Below are 18559 nucleotides of genomic sequence, written 5' to 3'. Positions count from 1 at the left end.
TCAAGAGAAAGAGGTGTTTTTTATGAGTGATTGTGTATTTTGTAAAATTGTTTCCGGTGAGATTCCAAGCCCCCGCGTCTATGAAGATGATGAAGTCATTGCCATCAATGACCTTAGTCCCATAGCACCAATCCATGTCCTCATCATTCCCAAGAAACACACGGAAAATATCGTTACGGCGCCGGTGGAACTGGTGGCTCATGTAAAGAAAATCCTGCCGGAAGTAACAAAAAAACTTGGAATTGCTGAAAAAGGCTTCCGTCTCATTGTCAATACAGGCGCCGAAGGCGGCCAAACAGTTCCTCATTTGCACTTCCATATCCTGGGCGGTAAAGAACTAGGTTGGCCGAAGCTCTAAAATCGTTGACAGGTACCCCTCTTTTACGGTATAATAACCGAGTGTTAATGTTAAATTACACTTCCCGAAAGAGATCGTGGAGGGAGGGATATAGATGACTGAGATCAGAGTTGGCAAAACTGAATCCATTGACAGTGCGCTTCGTCGTTTTAAGCGTGCGACTCAGAAGGCCGGCGTCCTCTCCGAAGTGAGAAAACGCGAACACTATGAGAAGCCCAGCGTAAAACGCAAAAAGAAGTCTGAAGCTGCCAGAAAACGCAAATCCAGATAATTCGTTTGGGGGCTTTAGTGATGTCTTTACGAGAACTCTTGCAGACGGATATGAAGACCGCCATGAAAGAACGGGAAAGCGGTAAGGAACGCCTTTCCGTCCTGCGTATGGTCTGGGCTGCTGTCCGGAACAAAGAGATTGATGAAAAGACCGAACTTACGGATGATGCCGTCATGGCCGTCTTGATGAAAGAAGTCAAGCAGCGCGAAGACACCATCAAGGAAATCAAGGATGCCAATCGTCCTGACCTTGTCGCTAAGAACGAAGAGGAAATCGAGATTCTTAAGAAGTATCTCCCCGAACCGCTCAGTGATGAGGAACTGAAAAAAGTGATTCAAGATGTCATTGCCACAACCGGCGCCAAGTCCATGAAGGACATGGGAAAGGTCATGGGCCGGGTACTTGCCCAGACCCAAGGCCGCGCAGCTGGTTCGCGCGTCAGTGCCCTCGTCAAGGAATTGCTCAAATAGTAAAAAACTCCGAATAGGTGAGCCTATTCGGAGTTTTTTGTTTTTCACCAGCCATTGGGAAAGTCCTCAAAATCATCGTAAGATTAGACAGGGAGAGCTTTTGTTTGTTCCCCATCTTCTTTTTTATTCTTTTTAACTTCCTAAGGGGATGTAGTGATGGTCATTCCGGCAGAAAATAAAAATCTTCCAACCAATGACCAGAGAGGAGAAAAATTCATAAAATTATGCTATAACTTGGTTCCTCACGCATTTTTGGGGGATGCCAAATCATACGTAGGTAAAGACAGGTACCGAATCAAGGTAAAAAAGTATCTGTCGTTCTTGTACCCATACGCATTTCGTTTGGCAACCGTGATTTTGTTGTTGCATCCTTCCAATCGGCCTGTGTTAATAGGGCATTTGGCGGGGGTTGCCAGACCGTCGATTCGCTTTTCCTTCAGCTTGGCGAATGGTGTCCCAATGGATGCCCGCTATCTTCTGCACGCCGGCAATCGTAAGGCCCTGGGAAAGCAGTGATTTAATCTACACAGCGGCCCGTTTGGTGATTCTCGTTCCAGGACATCTGTACGGATTGAGTTCCGTAATCGTTTCCTGACAGCAAGGGCACAGGAAGCGGTACCCCTCGAAAAGGACAGTGCGCCTGGCATTTGGCTGCATAGGCACCGTCCTTAGGCGGGTTCGGTACGTGCCATAGACATGCATCGGCTCTCCGCAGCAAGGGCAGAGGAAGTCGGTATGATGTTTCTGGCCGGTGACCACCCATGCCGTGGAATCATCCAAAGGATCTTCAGGGAAGAAAACAAGGTAATTGGGGTCTTGACAAAAAAGGTCTGCTTGAATAATGTACTAAATAGAGGATATCTCAATTCTCCTTTATTTTGGTTTGGTCACCTTATATTTTGGAGAATTTGATGTCCTTTTTCAATATCCATCTGTCTATGACTCCACAAATTTCCGTGAAGAACCTTGATAATATATGGTTATTTATGTATAATACAAATAAAGTGAAAATTATTTCTATTTAAAAGGAGTAAAAAATGAGATTGACAAAAATATTACTGCCTCTTTTTGTCGGATTTATCATTACAGCCCAAGGCTTTGCAGCTGAGCTCACTTCCATGCATAAAATTTTACCTGAATATCGTGAAAAAGCTGCAACCTTCCTCTTTCATATGGAAAATGAAGCAGATGTAGAAGCTTTTATGAAAGCTCCTGTTCAGTCCTTCCCCAATATAACTCCTGAAGTAATACATGCGGACAATGTTGAATTACGTATTTATCGTCCTAAAAATACAGAAAGCGGTACCGCCCTGCCTGTTATTTACTATTCTCACGGTGGTGGATATTTGTTGCGTGGCGCTTATAACAATATGCCTAAATACCAAATGATGGCTGACCGAATGAATGTTGCAGTAGTAACACCAAAATACAGAACTTCAATGGAAGCTTCGTTCCCTGCAGCACTTGAGGATGCGTACAAAGGCTTAAAATTTGTTAAGACTAGCGGTGCTAACTACGGCTTGAACACTGATAAAATTATAATCATGGGCGATAGTGCCGGTGGTGGATTAACGGCTGCTTTAGCTCTCTACAACCGCGATCACGATAATCTAAAGCTCAACGGACAAATTTTGATTTATCCTATGTTGGATAGCCGTACTGGCAGTAAGGATGACATTTATAATGCTCCGTACACAGGCCAAGTTTGCTGGGATCGCGAAACTAACGCGTTTGCATGGAAAAAATTGGCCGGTTACAAAAAGATTCCTAAAAAAATGCGTCAATATTATTCTCCTGCCTTTGCTAAAAACTTAAAAGACTTACCGCCAGCCATGATTTATGTTGGCGATTTAGATCTTTTTGTAAATGAAGACATCAGCTATGGCAATAAATTAATTTCTCAGGGGATTGATACGGAAATGCACGTAATCCCGGGCGTTTACCATGGTTTCGATGCAGCGGTTCCAAATGCTAAAGCAACTATTGATTTCTGGAATACTGTTGCTTACAAAGTTGATTGTTTTATGAACAGATAAATATAAATTAATGAAATTTTGGTTGGTATCTGCATGGGTGTTAAGGCATGCGTCAAAAATTATGGTCATTTTACTGGAGGGTATGAAGAAAAGTCTGTAAATAAGGTCTTCTATGATATATAGTAGCGTATGCTAATTGTATACGCTAATCTTACGGAATTAATCGATTTGGATACATAATAGACAGCTCGCCTCTGACCTTGCCCCAGTTTCTAATAGCCATAGTCCATTTCTTAGTGGCTTCAAACGTTGCAAGATATAACGTTTTTAGCAATGCCTGCGCACTCGGGAAAACGCTTCTCTGGCAATTCAAGCGGCGGTAGGATGAATTCAAACTCTCTATCGCATTCATGGTATAAAAGACCGTACGAACCTCTGTTGAAAATTTAAAAATTGGTGAGATGACATCCCAGTTGTCAAACCATCGCTTCATGGACGCCGGATAATAGGGCGTCCATTTTTTCGGTTCTTTGTCAAATTTTGGGGTGCTAAAGTGTCTATGCTCTCCTGAAGAGGACATGCACGAAAGATAGTGCGTGTCCTTTTTCGTTGCGTGTGTTAATGTACAAGATCCTATGACGAAAGCGCTCAAAATTGCGCAGACCAAATGAGATCCGTTTTACCACCTTGATTTTATTGTTGCAGCCTTCAGTAAAGCCGTTGGTGGTTCGTGCCGGAAGAATGACCATTATCCGCTTGGCTTCAGAGTCAGTGATGATGACCTGATACTTCTGACCCGCGGCATTTCCTTTAAATTCATCGATGGAAAGCACGCGGGGAAGGTGACTGGGACGAGGAATATGGACTTCATTAAAGACACGAATGACCTGGCTGGTGCTGACATGGCATCGTCTGGCCACTTCTTGGAAAGAAAGGTGTTGACGCAGCTCCTGGAGCATGACTTGTTGAAGCGAGGAAGAGGGTTGGAAATACGGAGAGGCAAAGGGGCCCTTCTCGTTAACTGTGTGACCACAGCTGCATCTATAGCGCCTCTGGCGATACAGGAGATGCAACTTTTTATGGAGAAGTGGGAAATGTTTAATGAGGCGCGTATAGCAGCCCTTTATGCGTCTTGTGGCGGCCTTACAATGAGGGCAGATGTGTTCTTGAGGCGGCAGCTGAACCGCTAAAACCAAGGCTGATTCCGTTTCCTTTAAATTTTGAATCCATTCCTCTTTAATTCCTGTTAATTTTTCGATATAATCTGGAGAAGGCATATGGATTCAACTCACTTTCTTTATTGTTTGATCACTTTATTGTAAGGGATTTGAGTGCATATGCCTTTTTTTTATTGAAAAAAAGTAGGCGCTGAGAGGACACGCATCTGGACGGTCACTTTAGCGCCCCAAAATAAATTATAGAACCAGATTAGACAGAGAGAGCTTTTGTTTGTTCCCAATCTTCTTTTTTATCCTTTTTAACTTCCTAAGGGGATGTAGTGCTGGTCATTCCGGTAGAAAATAAAAATCTTCCAACCAATGACCGGAGAGGAGAAAAATCCATAAATTTATGCTATAATTTTGCTATATTTTTGAATATTATAAAGGAGATGCGAATGATACTTCCAAAAAAAATAAAAAGACTCAGAACACGCTGTTTTCTGACACAGGAAGACTTTGCCAGAAAATTAGGCGTGGCATTTTCTACTGTAAATCGTTGGGAACAGGGTAAATCCAAACCAAACCTTGCTGCGATGAAGAATATAAAGGCCTTTTGCGAGGAAAACGATATCCCATATGCGGATATTGAAGACGCATGGCTAAACTATAAAGTTGGAGGAAAAAACAATGGTTGATACCAAGAAAGAACAGGAACGTGACGAACTCCACCGTGCCATATGGGCAATCGCAGATGAACTGCGTGGTGCTGTCGATGGTTGGGACTTTAAGAACTATGTCCTTGGCACAATGTTCTATCGCTATATATCAGAGAATCTGACAAGCTATATTAATAAGGGAGAAATCGAAGCCGGAAATACAGACTTTGATTTTGCTAAGCTGTCAGATGAAGATGCTGAAGTAGCAAGAGAAGGACTTGTAGAAGAAAAAGGATTCTTTATACTTCCGAGCGAACTCTTCGCTAATATAAAGAAGAAAAGTAATGCAGATATGGAATGGGCAAAAGCTCATTTGAATGAAAAGCTTGAGGCTGTATTCCGCCATATCGAGGAATCCTCACAAGGCAGTGAGGCAGAAAGTGACTTTGCCGGACTGTTTGCTGATTTTGATGTAAACAGCAATAAGCTCGGTTCTACTGTCGCTAAGAGAAATGAGAAACTCGTAAAGCTATTAAATGGTGTGGCTGATATGAACCTCGGTTCTGTACAAGACCATGATATCGATGCCTTTGGTGATGCCTATGAGTATCTGATGACCATGTATGCTTCTAATGCAGGTAAGTCCGGTGGTGAGTTCTTTACTCCTGCAGATGTGTCAGAACTTCTTACTCGCCTTGGCACTGTAGGTAAAAAAGAAGTCAATAAGGTATACGATCCAGCCTGTGGCAGCGGAAGTTTGCTCTTAAAATCTCTGAAAATTCTTGGTAAGGAAGGTGTGCGTAATGGTTTCTATGGACAGGAAATCAATATCACAACCTATAACCTTTGCCGTATCAATATGTTCCTGCACGATGTGGGATTCGATAAATTTGATGTTGCCTGTGAAGATACCTTGACATCTCCGCAGCACTGGGATGATGAGCCATTCGAACTGATTGTTTCAAATCCTCCGTATTCCATCAAATGGGCGGGCTCTGATGATGCAACGCTTATCAATGATCCGAGATTTGCTCCGGCAGGTGTCCTTGCACCAAAGAGCAAGGCTGACCTTGCCTTTATCATGCACAGCCTTTCTTGGCTTGCCAGTAATGGTACTGCTGCAATCGTATGCTTTCCTGGCATTATGTACCGTGGCGGAGCAGAAAAGAAAATCCGTCAGTATTTGGTGGATAACAACTTCATTGACTGTATTATTCAGCTTCCAAGCAATCTGTTCTTCGGAACCTCTATTGCCACCTGCATTATGGTAATGAAAAAGAATAAGACAGATAACCGTACTCTCTTCATCGATGCAAGCAATGAGTGTGTGAAGGTAACCAATAACAATAAGCTGACTCCTGAGAATATCGATAGAATCGTTGATATTTTTACAAAGCGTGAGGAAGTGGAACACATTGCTCACCTCGCTTCTTATGATGAAGTCAAAGAAAATGATTTCAACCTTTCTGTATCAACTTATGTTGAGGCTGAGGATACCAGAGAGAAAATCGATATTGTAAAGCTGAATGCAGAGATTAAAGAAATCGTATCTCGTGAGCAGGTTCTTCGTGATGAAATCGATAAGATCATCGCAGAAATCGAGGTGCGGTAAATGAGCAGATTAGATGAATTGATTCAGGAATTATGTCCTGATGGAGTTGAATACAAAACACTTGGAGAACTCGGAAAATTTTATGGAGGTATTACAGGAAAATCTAAAGATGATTTTACTGATGGAAATGCAAAATTCATTACATATAAAAATGTGTATTCTAATCCCGCACTGGATATAGATGTTGATGATAAAGTCAAAATTGGTGATGACGAAAATCAACGAACCTTAGAATATGGCGATATTATATTCACAGGATCTTCTGAAACACCAGATGAGTGCGGAATTTCATCTGTTCTTACACAACAGACTGATGAAAAATTATATTTGAATAGTTTTTGCTTTGTCTTTAGATTTGATGACACCTCAATAATGCTTCCCGATTTTTCAAAGCATTTATTTCGTTCAAGTGAACTAAGATACCAAATTGGTAAAACCGCAAACGGTGTTACGAGATTTAATGTATCAAAGAAACAGATGAGGCAAGTGAAGCTCCCTGTACCTCCGTTGGAGGTACAACGTGAAATAGTCCGTATATTGGACTCTTTCACGTTACTTACAGCCGAGCTTACAGCCGAGCTTACAGCTCGGAAGAGACAGTATGAATTTTATAGGGATGATTTACTCACATTTTCTAATAATGAAGTAGAATTCAAGTCATTTGGAGAGTTATTTGACGTAAGAAATGGTCTGAACAAAGGTAAAGAATTCTTCGGACACGGTTCTCCAATTATAAACTTCACGGATGTTTATAATAACAGATGGCTTGCAAAAGATTCATTTACAGGAACTGTTGAAGTTACTCCGGATGAAATCGAACGTTACAGTGCTAAAAAAGGTGATGTTTTCTTTACAAGAACTTCTGAAACAAAAGAAGATATCGGAATGACAAGTACTCTCATTGAGGATGTTGAGAATTGTGTATTCAGTGGATTTGTTCTAAGGGCACGCCCTAAGACAGACTTATTATTGCCAAAGTTCTGTGCTTATTATTTTTCAAGCACTGCAGTTAGAAATACTATTGTGAGATATGCATCGTTTACTACGAGAGCAACAACTACAGGAGAAAAATTATCTAAAATCCTTGTGCCAATTCTGTCAAAGGAGAAACAAGAAAAGATTGTTTATGTATTAGACAACTTCGATGCAATCTGCTCTGACCTTAACATTGGTCTTCCGGCTGAGATTGAAGCACGTCAAAAACAATACGAATATTATCGTGATGCACTGTTGACATACGCTGCAACAGGCAAGATAATCGCTCAGACAGACAGACAGACAGACAGACAAGCATAATTAAACTTATTCAGTTTGTCTATGGTTCTGTGAAAATTTCTTTGAAAAACATCAGTAAACATTGTAGTTCCGGCTCTACTCCTAAGAAAGGAAATAGTGCTTACTATAAGGGAGGTACAATTCCTTGGTTAAGAACACAGGATGTTAGATTCAATGAGATTTATGAGGCGACTGCTTTTATTACAGAACTTGCAGTGAAAGAAACATCTGCCAAATGGATACCAGAGAATTGTGTTATTGTTGCAATTTCAGGAGCATCTGCCGGAAGATGTGCGATAAACAAAATACCGCTTACCACGAATCAGCACTGCTTGAATATTGAAATAGATCCTAATATGGCTCTATATAAATATGTTTTCTATTGCGTATGCAGCCAGTATGAAGAATTGCTTTCGAGAAAAGAAGGTGCACGTGGTGACCTCAATGCATCTCGAATCCTTAGTTTGGAAATTCCACTTCCTTCTTTAAAGGAACAAGAACGCATTGTAGGTATCCTTGATAGATTTGATGCCCTCTGCAACGACTTGAGCAGTGGTCTGCCAGCTGAGATTGAGGCAAGGCAGAAACAATACGAGTACTATAGAGACAGGCTGCTCAATTTTGAGCCGATAACAAAATAACACGAAAGAGGTGATGCATGTGCCTTATTTTAATATTGTAGCCGAATCAAATGAGAATACGGTTGTTACAGAATATGAACCTGTGAAGGTTCGTGCTGACCAATATCAAAGTGAGGCTGCATTGGAGAAAGAATTTATCCGTATGCTTTGTGATCAAGGCTACGAATATCTTTCCATCCATACCGAAAAGGATTTGATTGCAAATCTTAGAACAAAGTTGGAGGAACTGAATAACTATAAGTTTACAGATACCGAATGGCATCAGTTCTTCCATTCTGCTGTAGCCAATCCTAATGAACATATCGTGGAAAAGACTCGTAAAATCCAAGAGGATAATGTGCAAGTCTTAAAACGTGATGATGGTTCATCCAAGAATATCACACTGATTGATAAGCAGAACATCTATAACAATCGTCTGCAGGTCATCAACCAGTATGTGCTTGGCAAGGAAGATGGTGCCTGTCTGCCGAACAGGCAGGCAAGCTATGACAATCGCTATGATGTCACTGTGCTTGTCAATGGTCTGCCCCTCGTACATATCGAGTTAAAACGCAGAGGGGTTGCCATCCGTGAGGCTTTCAATCAGATAAACAGATATCAGCGTGACAGTTTCTGGGCAGGCTGTGGTCTCTATGAGTACGTGCAGATATTCGTTATTTCCAACGGGACAAATACCAAGTATTACTCTAACAGCACACGCTTTAATGCCATCAAGGATGCCAATGCATCCAAGGGTAAGAAAGGTAAAACAAGTAACAGCTTTGAGTTTACATCATTCTGGGCAGATGCCAATAACAGAGTGATTCCGGATTTGATTGATTTTACAAAGACATTCTTTGCCAAGCATTCCATCCTCAATATTCTTACGAAGTACTGTATTTTTACTTCGGAAAATATACTGATGGTCATGCGTCCCTATCAGATTACAGCAACTGAGCGTATTATTAATCGCATTGAGATTGCAAATAACTATAAAAAATATGGTTCTATTGAAGGCGGCGGATACATTTGGCACACCACAGGTTCCGGTAAGACATTGACATCTTTTAAGACTGCAAGACAGGCTTCTTATCTGCCTTTTATCGATAAGGTACTGTTTGTTGTAGACCGTAAGGACTTGGACTACCAGACCATGAAGGAATATGACCGATTTGAAAAGGGTGCTGCCAACAGCAACACCTCTACGGCCATATTAAAGAAACAGCTGGAAAATCCAAATGCTCGAATCATTATCACAACGATTCAAAAGCTTGCTACTTTCATCAAGAAAAATCCGGGACACGAAGTATATCAAAAACATGTGGTAATTATCTTTGATGAATGCCACAGAAGTCAGTTTGGCGATATGCACACTGCCATTGTAAAGAACTTCAAGAAATATCATCTGTTTGGATTTACAGGTACACCGATATTTTCTGTGAATGCAGGACGTGCCAAGAACCCTGCGCTCTTTACCACAGCGCAGACTTTCGGTGATCAGCTCCACACATATACCATCGTTGATGCCATCAATGACAAGAATGTACTTCCATTCCGTGTGGATTACATCAAGACAATGGATGAAGAAGAAGACATTGATGATGAAATGGTATGGGATATCAATCGTGAAAAGGCTATGATGGCTCCACAGAGAATCAGCCTTGTAACAAAGTATATCCTTGAGCATTTTGATCAGAAGACATATCGTGGCGATAAGACCTATGTCTACAGTACTCTTATGAATGTTGCAGAGGTTGCGTCTGCCGACAGAGGTGCTGTGGAAGAAATCAAGCAGAAACAGCGTGTAAGTGGCTTTAACTCCATCTTTGCTGTTGCCTCTGTACCAATGGCAAAATTATATTATGAAGAATTCAAAAAGCAGATGGCAGCAGATCCTACTAAGAAACTGCGTATTGCTACTATCTTCAGCTATGGTGCTAATGAGGAAGAATCCGATGGTATCCTTGATGAGGAGAACTCTGAGGATACATCAGCGCTTGATAAGCCATCTCGTGACTTCTTGGAAGATGCCATCAAAGATTATAATGAAATGTTCCATACGAACTACGATACCTCAAGTGATAAGTTCCAGAATTATTATAAAGATGTATCCCTTCGCATGAAGAATAAAGAACTGGATTTGCTTATCGTAGTCAATATGTTTCTGACAGGCTTTGATGCTACCACACTGAACACATTGTGGGTGGATAAGAACCTTAAGATGCATGGACTGATTCAAGCTTTCTCAAGAACAAACAGAATCCTTAATTCTATCAAGACATTCGGTAATATCGTCTGCTTCAGAAATTTACAAAAGCGAGTAGACAGTGCGATATCCTTGTTCGGAGATAAGAATGCCGGAGGTATCGTTCTTCTGAACAGCTTTAAGGATTACTATTATGGTTATGAGTCTGTAGACGGAAAGCAAATGCTAGGTTATGCAGATATGATGGAGGAACTAAAAGAAAAGTTCCCACTGTCAGAACCACAGATTATTGGAGAACAGAATCAGAAAGACTTCATCTCCCTGTTTGGTGCAATCCTTCGTATGCGCAACCTGTTATCATCCTTCGATGAATTTGTAGGCAAAGGACTCATCACAGAGCGTGACCTGCAGGATTATCTCGGTAGATATCAAGACCTTCGTGATGAATGGAAACGCAGACGTGATCAAGGAGAAAGCACAGACATCATCGATGATATTGTCTTTGAAGTAGAACTCATCAAACAGATAGAGATAAATATCGACTATATCCTTATGCTCGTTAAAAAGTATCACGATACCCACTGTGAGGATAAGGAAGTGCTTATTACCATTCGTAAGGCGATTGATGCCAGTCCTGAGCTCCGTAGCAAGAAAGCACTCATTGAAACCTTTGTTGCAGGCATCAATGAAGTAGATGACATCATGGCTGAATGGCATGATTATGTTGCCCACAAGTGTGAAGAGGACTTAGAAAACATTATAAAAGAAGAAAGGCTAAAGCCGGAAGAAACTAGAAAATTCTTAGAGAATGCATTCCGTGATGGAGAAATCAAGACTGCCGGGACGGACATCGATAAGCTGATGCCACCTGTCTCACGATTTGGGGGTGGCAAACGTACTGAGAAAAAGCAAGGTATTATCAGCAAGCTCAAGACTTTCTTTGAAAAGTATTTTGGAATTGGAGGTTCTGCATCATTCACAGAAGAACAGAAGCCAATTACTTATAACACATCATCTGAACCGTCCTTAATGGTGGCCGAGGATCAAGTGCCTTATCATACAAAATAAGAAACTGACCGCACCGGAGCAATCAATACTCTAGTGTGGTCATTTTGCTTTTGAGTTCTGTTAGAAGGCTTTGCTTAGAAATTAATCGTTGTATTCCTTAATCTCTAATTGAGCTATCCAAATAGGGACTCTTCTTCTATCTGGCGGACGTTCTCTTTATATGCTCTACGGAACTGGAAGACCTTGCTTTTAAATATGAAGTCTTCCAGCAGGCGGGATGCGAAATCGCTTCCGTTTCCTGCAATACTGCGTTTGTCCATAAAGCCTGGCATGACGCATCAGAAAAGATTGCCAAGATCAAGTATCCAATGCTTGCTGACCTGGCCCATGTTCTTGCCAAGGATTTTGAAGTTCTTATACAAGAAGCTGGAATTGCCGAACGCGGCGCTTTTGTCGTAAATCCTGAAGGACGGGTTGTTTCCTATGAGGGGACGGTGTTAGAGCCCATTTAATTTAGCCAAATAGAGCCCATTAGAAAAAAACAATTTGGGCTCAATAGAAAAAGCCATTACATCATCTTTCGTTTCCTTCTACAATGAGATTGCCAATAACTCATGCAAAGAGAAATGAAGGATATATTATGTAATGACTTAGGTCATATTCTAGCCTATATCTTAGAGAAGATGAAGCAAGAGCAGGGTCATAAGTTTCATCTTGATTGTATCCCTTACCTGCAGCATCTGCCTCGATATCGTGACGGTCGCCCAGCATATTGCGGCACTTAGTTTAAAAATTATGGTCCGGATTCGTAATTTTTCCTATCATGGCAGCTGGAAGAATCGTTGTCACATCACGGGCGTTTTCTGCCTCATCATTGATGGGGGAAGGGATGTGCAGTTTGGAAAAAAGACCATGAAGGATCTCCTTGATCTCTTGGCATAAGAAAAGATCTGTTCCATCACGAAAAAAAGCTGAGGAAATGAATGTCATTTCCTCAGCTTTTAGGTAATAAAAAAGGAGCCTACCGCTCCTTTCGACCATCCAAATAAAAAGATGGTCGGGACGACAGGATTCGAACCTGCGGCCTCCTAGTCCCGAACCAGGCGCGCTACCAAACTGCGCTACGTCCCGAACAATCAACTTCTTGAGTATAATCGAAATTTATTCTTTTGTCAATTCTTTTTTCCCAAATTTTGGATGGACTGTCAAATCGATTTCAAAAGCCCGCTGCCAAGGAAACGCACTTTCAAAGGAAAGGTCCTGAAGGTAATAGGCGTCATGCTGATCCTGGTAAAAAGGTTCCTGACGCAGGGCCCAGACAAGGAGGGTTTTATAAAAGAAGAGTTCCCTTCCCAGATAATCTTGGGCGCCTGCGAGACTTTTCTCCGAAACAGGGACCTCGGGTGACCCATTTAGACCCGCAAGGACCGCCATGTGGGGCCGAATAACTTTTTGGTAGGCCCAGTCATCCAGGAAGCGGGCCGCATTGAAGGTGAGATTCTGCGCATAAAGACGGGGGAGCTCGTTTTGTGGCAGGTCATGGGCCCGCATGGAAACAATATTTCCCTGGGCAACGGCTGTACCAATGGCATTTGATGCCGTATTCCATCCTGAATAGGCAAGAAGGCGGCCAATGGGGACCTCCTCCTTGACAAGGGTAGGAAGCAGGCACTCACCGCCTGCAAAATGCATGGATAGATCAACGAGGGCCAGGGGTTTTTCCTTCATGAGTGTCTTTACCCGGTGGGCCACGGGACGGTAATTTTCCGTGCGGTCCGTGCCGCAGTGAATGAAGAGATAATAGTCGGCTTCTTCGTCACTGGCTGTTTCAACGGCGCCAGAAAGGGCAATCTTTTCTTCGGCGATTTCCTGCAAGGTCAATGGAACAAAGGGCAAGGTGTAATCTTTCATGGCGTCCGATCCATAAAGGACCTTGACACGCGGCCGGTGTCCGCTTTCCTGAAGATAGATGCGGCTTGCAGCAAGGGCCCCAAGCTCATCGGCGCCCTGACTTGTCATGATGGGCGGGTGGACATCGTAATTTTTTACATAACTTTTGACATTGAGCCGATTGTAATTGGGCAGCCCAAAAGGGTGGGCATCATCCTGCCCAATCACAAGATCCGTGACAGGATGCTTGGTGGAAAAGTCGATGAGCATCTGGTTAAATGTGTCATTATCCCGATAGAGTGTCATATATTTCCATTTGAGATCCATAGGGATTTCTTTCTTGACGCTTTCATAAAGGGGTTCATCATAGGGCAGGCCGCGGATCTTTTTATCCATATTGACGGCCCAGGTCATAAGATGCCATTGGTACCATCGGTCGGGAAGGACTTGGTCACTGATGAGCAGGCGGGGAATGACCGTGAAAAGGGAATATTCCTTTTGAGGATTCTTCTCCATGAGCGCTTCCAGGCGATCGAAAAATTGTGCTGTTGAAGCGGCATCGGCAGGAACAAGGCGGGAATGCAGGAGCCCGCCAAATAAGAGCAGGTCTGTAGATAGGAGGGCACCCCTGCGCCCAGGAAGATCCTTTTCAACATAGTCCCAGACCTGGGGAATATGGGCCGGCACTTCATACCAGTCCATCAGCTTATGGGGCGGTGCTGCAAAGTGGATGCCGGCAAGGGCCCCCAGTTCTTCTGTGAAGCGGCGGCACGGGGGCCGGTCATCAAGGGGAACAAAGGTCCAAGATTCAGAAATTGGCACCGGGGCCGGAGAAAAGGGCACGCCTTTTGGGGCCAAGGTGTGGTACAATACACATACTGCCGCTGCGGCGGCCCCACATAGGTAAAGGGGTCCTTTCTTCATGGCTGAGCTCCTTTCTTTTGACAATCAAATGAGTTTGCTATTTATTATATACGATGGGAGGCAATTTGTGTATGCGAATCATTACGGGACGGGCCCGAGGTATGAAACTGCTTCCACCCAAGGATTATGCCGTACGGCCCACGAGTGACCGTGTCAAGGAAGCACTCTTCAATATCATCAAGGACCGTATTGCCGGCGCTGTGGTTCTGGATGCCTTTGGCGGCACGGGAAACTTAGCGCTGGAAGCGTGGAGCAGGGGGGCAAGGAAAGTCGTCCTCTTTGATAAGAACCGCGAAAGCCTGCGGCTCATTCGTTTTAATGTAGAAAAGGCAAAGGCGGGGGCTGACGCCATTATCCGTCATACCGATGCCATCAAGGGCATTGCCGACGCCAAGGGTAATGGGGAAATCTATGATCTTGTTTTTTCCGACCCCCCTTATGATAAAGGACTCAATGAGGCCCTGTACAAGGCGCTCTGCCAACACGGCATCCTTCGCGACGGCGGTCTTTTGGTCCTTGAACATTCCCTCCTTGAAGATCCCCGGGAGTATGTGAAGGCGGGAACGGAAATCAGGACCGAAAAATATGGCGATACGAAAATCTCACTAATTGAGTGGAAATCTCTATAGGGATTTGATATAATGATGGTTAGAATTCGACTGTTATGGAGGACTTTTCATGCGCAGAGCAGTCTGTCCAGGAAGTTTTGATCCTGTGACCTTGGGACACTTGGATATTTTTGAACGAGCAAGCCATATGTTTGACGAAGTCATTATCAGTGTATTCGTCAATCCCACGAAGGACAAGGCCCTTTTTCCCATGGAGGAACGGGTTGCCCTCATTGAAAAAGCGACGGCTCACCTTCCCAATGTCAGGGTGACAAGTTTTTCGGGACTCCTCAATGAGTTCTGCAGGAAAGAAGAAGCCGCGTTCATTGTCCGGGGCCTTCGGGCGTTTTCCGATTTTGAATATGAATTCCAGCGGGCGCTTTTGATGAAGAAAATCGATCACAGTATTGAGACGGTCTTCATCATGACGGACGAAAGATATTCCTGCCTCAGTTCTTCCGGTGTCCGGGAGATGCTGTATTTCGGCGGCGATATCACGGGGTTTGTTCCCCCTTCGATCAAGGATGATATCATGAAGCGCGCACGATCGGCGCAGTGAAAAAAGAAAAGGAAGGAACGGATAACTATGGAACTGGATAATATCTTAGACGAATTGGATGATGTGCTGTCTTCTGCGGGATCGATTCCTGTTTTGAACTACAAGCTTGTCAAAGCAAGCGATGTGGATATGATCCTTGAAAAACTGCGCGGGGCTGTACCTCTTGAAATCAAACGGGCCCATGACCTGTTGGAAGAGCAAAAGGATATCAAGGAAAAGGCCCACGCGGAAGCTGACCAGATCATCGAGCAGGCCCGGGCTGAAGCCGACCGGATAGTCGACCTTGCCAAAGCCGAAGCCGATCGGCTTGTCCGTCAGGAAGAAGTCGTGAAAGCGGCGGAAGATAAGGCCAACAGCATCATTGCAACGACCCAGCAGTATGACCGCGATATGCGTGCTGCCGCAGATGCCTATGCGGATAAGCTCCACAGCGAATCCATGCAGTATGCCATGGATGTTTTCAACTATCTGGAAGAAAACCTCAACAAGACCTTGACGGCAGTCCGTGATAATGGTCAGGCCCTGCGCTCGTCCTATGAGTCAGACAACCAGATTGAATCGGGCGATCGGAAATAAACAAACAAAAAGGAACCACTGCGTTAGCGGTGGTTCCTTTTTGTTTGTTGACGAAAAGCAGGCATCGATTATTATAAATTGCTTGAACGTGCACATTAATAAGACATGCTCGTCATGAATGGGGCTGTCCAGGCCTTATTCCGCTGGAAAGGAGCCATCAAGCACGATACAGAGCCCGTTTATCGACCACCTTATGAAGCTGGAGTGTTTCTCAATGAAGCAACGATTGGCTGCAGTCATCATGCCAATCGTTCTGCTCCATGTAGTGGGGACAGCCTTTTTCCGCCGTCTTTTTGTCCCAGATCCAGGAAGATCTCTTGGAGGTACGATCCTATTATGGGAACAGGGTCAAACAGATTATTCTTGTAACCGGAGATGCTTTTGCCTTGCCTACCAGGGACCTTAAGGGCATAGGAGAACTGATTGCTTCTATTTTTCCTCGTATCGATACCATTTCCATGTATGCTTCTATCAGGAACATCAAGGACAAGATCGATGAAGAGCTTCTGATGCTCCGTGCCCTGAAGCTGAATGATTTCAACATTGGGGTTGAGTCTGGCAGTGAGGCTGCCCTTACTTTTTTAATAAAGGTTTTACCCTACATGAGGAAAAAGAGCAGCTTTTGCGCTTAAAACGCCTCGGCTGCTGCTATAGCATCAATTTGATGCTGGGGGCAGGCGACAGGGGAAGGGGGCTGGAAAGTGCCAGAGTTAACGCTCTTTTAGCGAACTTGGTCCAGTCGCGGCTGATTTTTGGCTCACCCCTTCATGTTGATCGGAGCAGTGCCTTGGGGCGCCTTATCCAGACGTGACAGTTTGCCGAAAACATCCTTGGCGAACAGATGGAAGAAAAGCTTGCCTTTTTGAAAGCACTGAATCTTCAGGATATAGAATTTTTTTGGCCTCCATATGTCAAATGTCCTTCCCATAAACAGGCAGTATCCCCGCGATGAAAAAGTACTTGTAAGGGAGCTCGATGGGCATTATGCCGCTTTCCCAGAAACCCTGAAGCAGGCGCATCCTGAACAGGGACGGGAAGGCCGCATTCTATTGTAACCCCTTATTAGCAGGCTGCAACAAATCACCGTGACAAAGGCTAGCCTTTGTATCAATTTGATGGACTTTTAACAAGGATACGGTCAGTCCTTGATGGGAGCCTCTTTATAATCACGGCCAGTAGCGATCCCTGTTGCCACAAGTTCCCAGAGTGAAGTGGCCGCAAGGTCAAGATCGAGTTTCCGCCTTGCTTCTTCGTTAAGGTGCCGGGCGGTATCTTTATTGACGAGCGAAAAAAGAGGGCGCGTTGCTGTTTCTTTCATCAGATAGAGAAGCTCTTTGCCTTGCCTTGAAAAAGCAAGGACACGCAGATAAGGGGCCTCGTCACTAAGCCCTGTGAAGGCCTTTGTTTCACCGGTACAAAGCAGCTGGAGCATGAGCCGCCGGATACGGGAACGGGAATAGCGTCTGCCGCTGCAGGCTGCCGCGATGGCATCAAAGGAACCTTTTCGGCGGGCTTTCAAAAGGGCTCTTTCAAGGCCTTCAGTGACTTCAATATGGCGGGAAAGATGCTCGGCATCGGTGCTTTCAAGGGCGTAAGCCATCAATAGATCAAGGCGCTGCTTATGGAAAAGGGGAGAAGGGAGGGAGGCCAGATGGGCCTCTTCCTCTTTAGCCTGAATCCCCATGGCTGCAAAAATGGCAGCTGAGGGTCCTTCTTCCTCAAGAAAATGACGCAGGGCAGCCGCGCTTGCCGCTTTTTCCGTAAGACTTTCTTCATTATAGGGAGTTCCCTCTCTCAGGATAGGAAGAAGTGCGGCCGAGGGGAAGACCTGCCTTGCCATTTTTGCATAGCTAAGGGCAAGAAGGTTGTTGGAGCCCTTAAAAAAGGAGGCGTAAGCGGGGTCTTTTTTTGTGTAGGCTAGGGCCATGCTCTCAGCATAGGAAGTTCCTGCTTTCAGGGCTTTTTCAAACGTTTCGCGATCCGGAGGTTCAGCAGCCAGCATGGTTAGTTTTGCTCGATCCGGATCTTCCATGCCAAAACAGATATGGGTGACGAGGCCTGTGTGGCGCATGACCGAAAGGGCTCCGGCGGCAAAATGATCAGCCGAGCGCAGGACACTTGCGGTGGGAAGTTCCAGAACGAGGTCGACCCCGCCGCGCAGGGCAAGGCGGGCCCGTTCCCATTTATCCCATAGGGCCAGTTCCCCACGCTGGGTGACGGAGCCGCTCATGACGGCAATGATGGGAACGTTACCCAAGGTCTTACGAATCACGTTGATTTGGTGGGCGTGCCCCTTGTGAAAAGGGTTGTATTCAGCCGTTATGGCGGCGACCGTTTGTAGTTCCATAAAATTCCTTCCTCAAATCGTTTTACAAGACGTCAATTCTTTG

Annotated in this window: 18 protein-coding genes, 1 tRNA gene and 4 pseudogenes; 15 read left to right on the top strand and 8 right to left on the bottom strand. The window is 44.3% G+C overall.

The window, feature by feature from the left end; genetic code table 11:
• Positions 1-22: 22 nt before the first annotated feature.
• The 3 genes from DW817_RS06425 to DW817_RS06415 all read left to right on the top strand — a co-directional run bounded on the left by DW817_RS06425 (position 23) and on the right by DW817_RS06415 (position 1099).
• Entirely contained in the window at positions 23-358 is a 336-nt protein-coding gene (locus DW817_RS06425) for a histidine triad nucleotide-binding protein (RefSeq protein WP_009015924.1), read from the top strand.
• A 94-nt stretch (positions 359-452) separates the two neighbouring features.
• Positions 453-629, top strand: a complete 177-nt coding sequence (rpsU, locus tag DW817_RS06420) for a 30S ribosomal protein S21 (RefSeq protein ID WP_009015923.1) — start codon at positions 453-455, stop codon at positions 627-629.
• Between the two features lie 20 nt (positions 630-649).
• The gene (locus tag DW817_RS06415; RefSeq protein WP_016459436.1) at positions 650-1099 is read left to right on the top strand and encodes a GatB/YqeY domain-containing protein; all 450 of its coding nucleotides are present in this window, start codon (positions 650-652) and stop codon (positions 1097-1099) included.
• A gap of 242 nt (positions 1100-1341) precedes the next feature.
• Here DW817_RS06415 and DW817_RS10625 read toward each other — a convergent pair whose 3' ends face one another.
• Positions 1342-1476 carry a transposase gene (locus tag DW817_RS10625; RefSeq protein WP_158306811.1) on the bottom strand — a complete coding sequence of 45 codons (135 nt, stop codon included), beginning with the start codon at positions 1474-1476 and terminating at the stop codon, positions 1342-1344.
• 145 nt (positions 1477-1621) lie between these two features.
• Complete coding sequence (locus tag DW817_RS10950; protein WP_014128735.1) at positions 1622-1756, bottom strand: hypothetical protein; 135 nt, start codon at positions 1754-1756, stop codon at positions 1622-1624.
• Positions 1757-2136: 380 nt separating this feature from the next.
• Between DW817_RS10950 and DW817_RS06405 the strand changes: the two genes are divergently transcribed.
• A complete protein-coding gene (locus tag DW817_RS06405) occupies positions 2137-3135 on the top strand; it encodes an alpha/beta hydrolase (protein ID WP_009015921.1) in 999 nt (332 codons plus the stop codon).
• Between the two features lie 151 nt (positions 3136-3286).
• Here DW817_RS06405 and DW817_RS11060 read toward each other — a convergent pair.
• From DW817_RS11060 to DW817_RS10855, 3 pseudogenes are all read right to left on the bottom strand, one after another.
• Positions 3287-3610: pseudogene (locus DW817_RS11060) on the bottom strand (transposase); the annotation flags it as partial.
• Positions 3611-3632: 22 nt separating this feature from the next.
• Positions 3633-3800, bottom strand: a pseudogene (locus DW817_RS11055) (transposase); the annotation flags it as partial.
• A gap of 150 nt (positions 3801-3950) precedes the next feature.
• Positions 3951-4352, bottom strand: a pseudogene (locus tag DW817_RS10855) (transposase family protein); the annotation flags it as partial.
• Positions 4353-4573: 221 nt separating this feature from the next.
• On the opposite strand from DW817_RS10855, the gene DW817_RS06390 reads away from it, so the two are divergent.
• The 7 genes and pseudogenes from DW817_RS06390 (at position 4574) to DW817_RS06360 (ending at position 12554) form a co-directional block, all read left to right on the top strand.
• Positions 4574-4930 carry a DNA-binding transcriptional regulator gene (locus tag DW817_RS06390; RefSeq protein ID WP_207802110.1) on the top strand — a complete coding sequence of 119 codons (357 nt, stop codon included), beginning with the start codon at positions 4574-4576 and terminating at the stop codon, positions 4928-4930.
• The gene (locus tag DW817_RS06385) at positions 4923-6503 is read left to right on the top strand and encodes a type I restriction-modification system subunit M (RefSeq protein WP_120111639.1); all 1581 of its coding nucleotides are present in this window, start codon (positions 4923-4925) and stop codon (positions 6501-6503) included. The genes DW817_RS06390 and DW817_RS06385 overlap by 8 nt, the downstream gene beginning before the upstream one ends.
• Entirely contained in the window at positions 6504-7799 is a 1296-nt protein-coding gene (locus DW817_RS06380; RefSeq protein ID WP_120111636.1) for a restriction endonuclease subunit S, read from the top strand.
• A 41-nt stretch (positions 7800-7840) separates the two neighbouring features.
• Complete coding sequence (locus DW817_RS06375) at positions 7841-8419, top strand: restriction endonuclease subunit S (RefSeq protein ID WP_207802109.1); 579 nt, start codon at positions 7841-7843, stop codon at positions 8417-8419.
• A 19-nt stretch (positions 8420-8438) separates the two neighbouring features.
• A complete protein-coding gene (locus DW817_RS06370; RefSeq protein WP_120111630.1) occupies positions 8439-11672 on the top strand; it encodes a type I restriction endonuclease subunit R in 3234 nt (1077 codons plus the stop codon).
• Between the two features lie 131 nt (positions 11673-11803).
• Positions 11804-12100: pseudogene (locus DW817_RS06365) on the top strand (redoxin domain-containing protein); the annotation flags it as partial.
• 226 nt (positions 12101-12326) lie between these two features.
• Positions 12327-12554, top strand: coding sequence for a hypothetical protein (locus DW817_RS06360; protein WP_243634085.1), 228 nt, complete (start codon positions 12327-12329; stop codon positions 12552-12554).
• Between the two features lie 112 nt (positions 12555-12666).
• Here the strand turns inward: DW817_RS06360 and DW817_RS06355 are convergent.
• Positions 12667-12743: transfer RNA gene (locus tag DW817_RS06355), tRNA-Pro, on the bottom strand.
• A gap of 30 nt (positions 12744-12773) precedes the next feature.
• A complete protein-coding gene (locus DW817_RS06350) occupies positions 12774-14426 on the bottom strand; it encodes a DUF4127 family protein (protein ID WP_120111622.1) in 1653 nt (550 codons plus the stop codon).
• Between the two features lie 71 nt (positions 14427-14497).
• Between DW817_RS06350 and rsmD the strand changes: the two genes are divergently transcribed.
• The 4 genes from rsmD (at position 14498) to DW817_RS10850 (ending at position 16801) form a co-directional block, all read left to right on the top strand.
• Positions 14498-15055 carry a 16S rRNA (guanine(966)-N(2))-methyltransferase RsmD gene (gene rsmD / locus DW817_RS06345; protein ID WP_021736950.1) on the top strand — a complete coding sequence of 186 codons (558 nt, stop codon included), beginning with the start codon at positions 14498-14500 and terminating at the stop codon, positions 15053-15055.
• Between the two features lie 49 nt (positions 15056-15104).
• Positions 15105-15593, top strand: coding sequence for a pantetheine-phosphate adenylyltransferase (gene coaD, locus DW817_RS06340; protein WP_009015772.1), 489 nt, complete (start codon positions 15105-15107; stop codon positions 15591-15593).
• Between the two features lie 27 nt (positions 15594-15620).
• Positions 15621-16169, top strand: coding sequence for a hypothetical protein (locus DW817_RS06335; protein ID WP_009015771.1), 549 nt, complete (start codon positions 15621-15623; stop codon positions 16167-16169).
• Between the two features lie 317 nt (positions 16170-16486).
• Positions 16487-16801 carry a hypothetical protein gene (locus DW817_RS10850; protein ID WP_243634084.1) on the top strand — a complete coding sequence of 105 codons (315 nt, stop codon included), beginning with the start codon at positions 16487-16489 and terminating at the stop codon, positions 16799-16801.
• Between the two features lie 506 nt (positions 16802-17307).
• Here DW817_RS10850 and DW817_RS06325 read toward each other — a convergent pair.
• Positions 17308-18516 (bottom strand): nucleotidyltransferase family protein, encoded by a 1209-nt coding sequence (locus DW817_RS06325; protein ID WP_120111619.1) that lies wholly within the window; start codon positions 18514-18516, stop codon positions 17308-17310.
• Positions 18517-18559 lie beyond the last annotated feature (43 nt).

Origin of the sequence: Acidaminococcus sp. AM33-14BH, assembly GCF_003603525.1 — a bacterium.
GTDB lineage: Bacteria > Bacillota > Negativicutes > Acidaminococcales > Acidaminococcaceae > Acidaminococcus > Acidaminococcus intestini.
This window is presented reverse-complemented; position numbering and strand designations above follow the sequence as displayed.